6 protein-coding genes are annotated in these 6,574 nt (G+C 61.1%); 5 read left to right on the top strand and 1 reads right to left on the bottom strand.

The annotated features are described in order from the left end of the window. Window positions 1–134: 134 nt before the first annotated feature. Window positions 135–674 (bottom strand): hydrolase, encoded by a 540-nt coding sequence (locus EZV60_RS18780; RefSeq protein WP_135507583.1) that lies wholly within the window; start codon window positions 672–674, stop codon window positions 135–137. A gap of 486 nt (window positions 675–1,160) precedes the next feature. On the opposite strand from EZV60_RS18780, the gene EZV60_RS18785 reads away from it, so the two are divergent. The 5 genes from EZV60_RS18785 to EZV60_RS18805 form a co-directional block, all read left to right on the top strand. Beyond that, entirely contained in the window at window positions 1,161–1,880 is a 720-nt protein-coding gene (locus EZV60_RS18785) for a GntR family transcriptional regulator (RefSeq protein ID WP_245306366.1), read from the top strand. A gap of 67 nt (window positions 1,881–1,947) precedes the next feature. Beyond that, window positions 1,948–3,720, top strand: a complete 1,773-nt coding sequence (gene oxc / locus EZV60_RS18790; protein WP_135507585.1) for an oxalyl-CoA decarboxylase — start codon at window positions 1,948–1,950, stop codon at window positions 3,718–3,720. Window positions 3,721–3,741: 21 nt separating this feature from the next. Next, complete coding sequence (gene frc, locus EZV60_RS18795) at window positions 3,742–5,016, top strand: formyl-CoA transferase (protein WP_135507587.1); 1,275 nt, start codon at window positions 3,742–3,744, stop codon at window positions 5,014–5,016. A gap of 86 nt (window positions 5,017–5,102) precedes the next feature. After that, window positions 5,103–6,020, top strand: coding sequence for a methionyl-tRNA formyltransferase (locus EZV60_RS18800; protein ID WP_245306367.1), 918 nt, complete (start codon window positions 5,103–5,105; stop codon window positions 6,018–6,020). A gap of 26 nt (window positions 6,021–6,046) precedes the next feature. Continuing rightward, the coding region (locus EZV60_RS18805; RefSeq protein ID WP_135507288.1) for a formate--tetrahydrofolate ligase at window positions 6,047–6,574 on the top strand (528 nt) is incomplete at its 3' end.

A 6,574-nucleotide genomic window follows, 5' to 3' on the forward strand; every position in this document is an offset into this window, starting at 1 on the left:
AGACTTCGCCTCCTCCGCGCGTAAAACAACACGCCCGTCAGAAACCGGCGCACCATAAGACCGAAGCAAAGACTTCGCCTGATACTCGTGGATGTTCATCTGTTCACTGTCCTCCCATGATGTATGTCTGCCGCTTACTTGATCAGCGGCAGCATGGCCTTGAATTCTTCCGTTCCGGCGCGGCCCAGCCATTCGAAAATAACCATTTCGGTCGTGACGATGCCCGCGCCGCAGGCGCTGAGCCGGGCGATGCAGGCTTGTTCGCTTTCTAACGTGCGCGATGCCGTGGCATCGGAAACCACAAAGACCTCGATGCCTTCTTCCATCAGACTAGCGGCGGTTTGCGTAACGCAGATATGCGCCTCCATACCCGCGATCACCGCCTGTTTGCGGTCGAGCTTGCGGAAGGTGGCCGCGAAATCCTCGTCTTCCATGCAGGAAAAATGCATTTTGGGCAGCGTGATCGCGCCCTCGGCGTTTGCCAGTTCGGGCACGGTGTGGCCAAGTCCCTTGGGGTATTGCTCGGTCATCAGAATGGGCACGTTCTTGGCGTTTGCGCCGGCCAGAAGTTTGCGCGTGTTCGAGATTGTCCGGGCGGGCGCCTGCATGGCCGGCACCAGCCGTTCCTGCATGTCTATGACGAGAAGGACCGAATCGTTTGCGCGGATCAGCATGTAGACGCCCCGAAATGTTTTAGAAAAGGATGAAACACGTCACTGTGGTATACCACGTACCATGTCCCGGGCCACGGTGCAATATCTCTCGATTCAGCGACGTCAAGGAGGCCGGCCGAGGGTGGAGCGATTGATCTGACACGGCGCCTTGCCCGCCCTGAGTTGTATCGCGCTTATCAGACGCATCCTCACGGTTCTTATGTCAAAACGTTGAAATGAAATAATTTTCATGAAGTGTTGTGCCGCATTTTCTTATAGCGATCGCAAATTAACCCGTGAGCTATTGGCGGGCTGTTACGCCGAAAGTCGGTACTTTTCGTGGATCCGCGCGAAACGGATCTTGCAATGTCGTGGTACATGGTCCATGGTATACCAAGATCTGCTTCCGGCCTTGGCGCCTGCCTGGCTGGAGTTGGGAGGGAACACATTTGCATCGCGTGGGACATATCGCAAGCTGCGGCGGACACGACGTTCCGTGCATCGCGCATGTCCCTGACGGCGGGGGCTGATGTGGATATGAAGCTCAAGCCCATCGCGACGAATTTCACGCTGAAAGAGCACATCTACGAGATGATGCGCGATGCGATCCTTGAGATGGATATCTATAACGAGGATGTCGATCTGCGGCTCGATGAGCGGTCCCTGGCGGATCAGCTTGGGGTGTCGCGGACGCCGTTGCGCGAAGTGCTCGTCCGGCTAGAACGGGACGGTCTCGTGTCGGTGGTGCCGCGCAAGGGTATCTTCGTGCAGCGCCGCACGCTCGAAGAGATCCTCGAGATGATCATCGCGTGGGCGGCACTGGAAAGCATGGCGGCGCGTCTTGCGGTCGAGCATGCCAGCGACGCAGAGATCGGTTCGCTGCGCAAGCTGGCGGCGAAGTACAGCGTGACCCGCGCCGGCGCGCACATATCCGAGTATTCGGCAAGCAACATCCACTTTCACAAGCGCATCCTGGAAATATCGCACTGCGCTTTGCTGAAGACGATGGCGGACGGGCTATTCGTGCATATGCACGCTGTGCGCCGCCGGGCCATGGGGGAGGGGGATCGCGTGTCCCGCTCGGTCGTGGACCACATGGAGATCATCGAGGCGCTGGAGGCGCGTGATGCAGAGGAGGCGGCGCGCCGGGTGCGCGAGCACACGATGCGCCTGCATGATCACGTCCGGCGCGGCTGGCGCAGACTCGCCCAGGAGCGGCGGGCCTGAGCGGCAAATGGCATAACGGAACGACCCGCCGAGGCGCGAAGGTGGCGGGGAAATTTGGGAGAGAAAGATGGCACCGGAAGGCGCGAACAATTCTGTCAATGCCGGCGACTCGGCAAATGTCGAAAACCTCACCGATGGCTTTCATCTGCTGATCGACGCGCTGAAGCTCAATGGTATCGAGACCATCTATAACGTGCCGGGCATTCCGATCACCGACCTGGGCCGCTATGCGCAGGCCTCTGGTTTGCGGGTACTGTCGTTCCGACACGAACAGCATGCGGGTTATGCGGCCTCGGTCGCGGGCTTCCTGACGAAAAAGCCGGGCGTGTGCATGACCGTATCTGCCCCGGGCTTTCTGAACGGTCTCACGGCGCTGGCGAATGCGACCACGAATTGCTGGCCGATGATCCTGATTTCAGGCTCCTCCGAACGTGAGATTGTCGACCTGATGCAGGGCGACTACGAGGAGATGGACCAGCTTGCCATCGCCAAGCCGCTTTGCAAGGCCGCCTACCGTGTGCTGCACGCCGAGGATATCGGGATTGCCGTGGCCCGTGCCGTGCGCTCGGCCGTCAGTGGCCGTCCGGGTGGAGTTTACCTTGACATTCCAGGCGCGTTGCTTGGTCAGGTGATGGATGCGGTCGAGGGCGAGAAGAGCCTGGTGAAGGTGATCGATCCCGCCCCGCGTCAGGTTCCGTCTCAGGATGCGATTGCGCGTGCCATCGACGTGATGAAAGGCGCGAAGAAGCCGCTGATCATCATGGGCAAGGGCGCGGCCTACGATCAATCCGACGACGCGATTCGCGAATTCGTCGAGAAGTCCGGTTATCCCTACCTGCCGATGTCGATGGCCAAGGGTCTCTTGCCTGACGGGCATCCGCAATCCGCCGCTGCCGCGCGGTCGCTCGTGCTCAAGGAATCGGACGTGGTCATCATGATGGGTGCGCGTCTCAACTGGCTTTTGAGCCACGGCAAGGGCAAGCAATGGGGCGAGCCGCATTCCAAGAAGTTCATCCAGATCGACATCGATCCCAAGGAGATGGACAGCAACGTGGAAATCGCCGCGCCGCTCGTGGGCGATGTCGGCTCTGTCGTCACCGCGCTGAGCGAGGCGATGGGCAACGATTGGCCCAAGCCGCCTTCGGATTGGACCGATGCCGTGTCGACCAAGGTGAAAACCAATGTCGAGAGGATGTCGGCCAACCTGCAGAACAATGCGAGCCCGATGAACTATCAGGGCGCGCTCGGCGCTTTGCGCCGGGTGATCGACGAACGCCCAGACGCGATCCTTGTGAACGAAGGGGCCAATACGCTCGATTTCGCGCGATCAATCATCAACATGCACAAACCCCGCAAGCGCGTGGATGTGGGCACCTGGGGCGTCATGGGCATCGGCATGGGCTCGGCCATCGCGGCGGCCGTGGAAACCGGGCACCCGGTGCTGGCGGTCGAGGGCGACAGCGCCTTTGGCTTCTGCGGCATGGAGATCGAAACCATCTGCCGCTACAAGCTGCCGATCACGGTGGTGATCTTCAACAACAACGGCATCTATCGCGGCGACGACGAAAACTGGTCGGGCGGCGAGGATCCGGCGACCACCACCTTCGTGCCCGACAGCCGCTACGATCAAATGATGGAAGCCTTCGGTGGCACGGGCGTGCACGTCACCAACCCCGATGAGCTTTACCGTGCCACCGCCGAGGCGATGGATTCCGGTAAGCCCACGCTGATCAACGCGGCCATCGATCCGGCGGCGGGCAAGGAAAGCGGCAACATCGGAAGCCTCAATCCGCAGTCGGTCGTGGCGCAGGCGCGCTATGGCGCGATGAAGAAGAATTAAGGAACGTAAGGGACCAAAGTTATGAAAGCTCTGGAAGGCGTCAAAATCCTGGATTTCACTCACGTCCAGTCGGGTCCGACCTGCACGCAGCTGCTGGCATGGTTCGGCGCCGATGTGCTCAAGGTCGAGCGGCCTGGTGTGGGTGACGCGACCCGCAAACAGCTCGTCGATGTGCCGGGCGCGGACTCGCTTTATTTCACCATGCTCAACCACAACAAGCGCTCGATCGAGCTCAATTCCAAGAACGAGACAGGCAAGAAAATCCTGACCCGGCTGATCGAGGAATGCGACGTGCTGGTGGAAAACTTCGCCCCCGGCGCGCTGGATCGCATGGGATTTTCGTGGGAGCGGATCCAGGAGATCAATCCGCGCATCATCATGGCCTCGGTCAAAGGGTTCGGGCCGGGCAAGTATGAAGACTGCAAGGTCTACGAGAACGTCGCGCAATGCGCCGGCGGCTCGGCTTCGACCACCGGCTTCCGCGATGGTCCCCCTCTGGTGACCGGTGCGCAGATCGGCGACAGCGGTACAGGTCTGCACCTCGCGCTTGGCATCGTCACTGCGCTCTACCACCGCGAAAAATCGGGCCGCGGCCAGAAAGTGCTGGCGCCGATGCAGGACGGTGTGCTGAACCTCTGCCGCGTGAAACTGCGCGATCAGCAGCGTCTGAAGGCTGGCCCGCTCAAGGAATACAGCCAGTATGGCGAAGGCGAGCCCTTCGGCGAAGCGACCCCGCGCGCGGGCAACGACTCGGGTGGCGGTCAGCCGGGCCGCATCCTTAAGTGCAAGGGATGGGAGACCGATCCCAACGCCTACACCTATTTTATCACGCAGGCCGCCGTCTGGGGCAATGTCTGCGACGTGATCGGCAAGCCCGAATGGAAGGACGCTGAGGGCTACGCCAAGCCCGAAGATCGTCTCGACAAGCTCAACGAGATCTTCGGCGCGATCGAGGAATGGACCATGACCAAGACCAAGTTCGAGGTCATGGATATCTGCAACCCGCTTAACATCCCCGTTGGCCCGATCCTGTCCACCAAGGAACTGATCGAGGATGAGGGACTGCGCGCCACCGGCACGATCGTCGATGTGGATCACCCCGAACGCGGCACGTATTCGTCTGTCGGCTGCCCGATCAAGCTGAGCGACAGCCCGGTCGAGGTGACGCGCTCGCCGCTCTTGGGCGAGCACACGCTGGAAATCCTGCAAGAGGTATTGGGCTACCAGGGTGAAGAGCTCGAAGAGATCGTGAATTCGGGCGCGGTGGGAGAACCCAAGCGCGCCGCAGCGGAATAACAGACCGCCCCGGCACAGGGGCGGACGAAAACAAGGGACAGGTGGTGAGCCCGGCCAGAGACCGGGCAACCACAGGGAGGAAGAACATGCGTATCATCGTCATGGGCCAGCAGGCCTTCGGAAAAGACACGCTCGAAAAGATCCTGGACACAGGTACGGATGAGGTCGTGGCGGTCTATTGCGAGCCCGACAAGGACGGCAAACCGGTCGATCCGGTCAAGGAATTCGCGTTGGAAAAGGGCCTGCCGGTCGAGCAGCCGGCGCATTTCAATGACCAGGAAACGCTGGACACTCTTGCAGGCTATAACGCCGACCTGATGGTTATGGCCTTCGTCAACGTTTTCGTGCCCGAGGCCGCGCGTGATACACCCAAACACGGCTCGATCTGCTTTCACCCCTCGCTACTGCCTCTGCATCGCGGGCCGAGCGCGGTCAACTGGCCGATCATCATGGGCTCCACCAAGTCCGGCTTTTCGTGGTTCTATCCCTCCGACGGGCTGGACGAAGGCGACAGCCTGATGCAGTGGGAGTGCGAGATCGGCCCGGATGACACGGTGATCGACCTCTATTTCAAGAAGATCTACCCGGTCGCCGTGGACAGCGTGCTCGAGGTGATCGACCATTTCCGCTCGGGCAATCCGCCGCGCATCGTGGCCGACGAAAGCCAGGCCACCTACGAGCGGCGCTGCACGACCAAGCATTCGCGCATCGAATGGCACCGCCCGGTCAAGCAGGTCTATGACCTGATCCGCGGCACCAACCCCGCGCCGGGCGCGTGGACGGAATATGAGGGCAAAACCCTTGGGATTTTTGACTGCGAGATGGTGCGGGGCGATGGCATTTCCGGCCGCGTGCGCGAGGTGACCGACGAAGGGTTTTCAGTCCAGTGCGTCGGTGGGCGGATTCTGGTCAAGCGGGTACGTCCCGAAGGCGAAGGCAAGGCTGCCGCCGGTGAATGGGCGGCCAAGGCCGGCCTCGCCGCTGGTGCGACGCTCGGAAACTAAAAACAAAATACGCGGGAGGACACAAGATGAGCTACAAGTCAGATATCGAGATAGCGCGGGAGGCGTCGAAGCGTCCGATTCAGGAGATCGGGGATCAGCTTGGCATTCCGGGGGAGCATCTGCTGCCTTACGGGCATGACAAGGCGAAGGTGAGCCAGGAGTTCATCAACGAGGTTCAGGGCCGCGACAACGGCAAGCTGATCCTTGTGACGGCGATCAACCCGACGCCGGCGGGCGAGGGCAAGACGACGACGACGGTGGGTCTGGGCGACGGGCTCAACCGGATCGGCAAGAAGGCGATGATCTGCATCCGCGAGGCCAGCCTCGGGCCGAACTTCGGGATGAAGGGCGGGGCCGCGGGCGGCGGCTATGCCCAGGTGGTGCCGATGGAGGATATGAACCTGCATTTCACCGGGGATTTCCACGCGATCACCTCGGCGCACAGCCTTCTGTCGGCGATGATCGACAACCATGTCTACTGGGGCAACGACCTTGGCATCGACACCCGCCGCATCACCTGGCGGCGCGTGGTGGACATGAACGACCGCTCCCTG

Source organism: Roseovarius aestuariivivens (genome assembly GCF_004761875.1).
In the GTDB taxonomy this organism is placed as follows: Bacteria; Pseudomonadota; Alphaproteobacteria; order Rhodobacterales; family Rhodobacteraceae; genus Roseovarius; species Roseovarius aestuariivivens.

What these genes read in the sequence shown, in the direction of transcription:
- oxc (WP_135507585.1), top strand. Translation starts at nt 1,948, where the DNA reads ATGGCACCGGAAGGCGCGAACAATTCTGTCAATGCCGGCGACTCGGCA.
- EZV60_RS18785 (WP_245306366.1), top strand. Translation starts at nt 1,161, where the DNA reads ATGTCCCTGACGGCGGGGGCTGATGTGGATATGAAGCTCAAGCCCATC.
- EZV60_RS18800 (WP_245306367.1), top strand. Translation starts at nt 5,103, where the DNA reads ATGCGTATCATCGTCATGGGCCAGCAGGCCTTCGGAAAAGACACGCTC.
- frc (WP_135507587.1), top strand. Translation starts at nt 3,742, where the DNA reads ATGAAAGCTCTGGAAGGCGTCAAAATCCTGGATTTCACTCACGTCCAG.
- EZV60_RS18780 (WP_135507583.1), bottom strand. Translation starts at nt 674, where the DNA reads ATGCTGATCCGCGCAAACGATTCGGTCCTTCTCGTCATAGACATGCAG.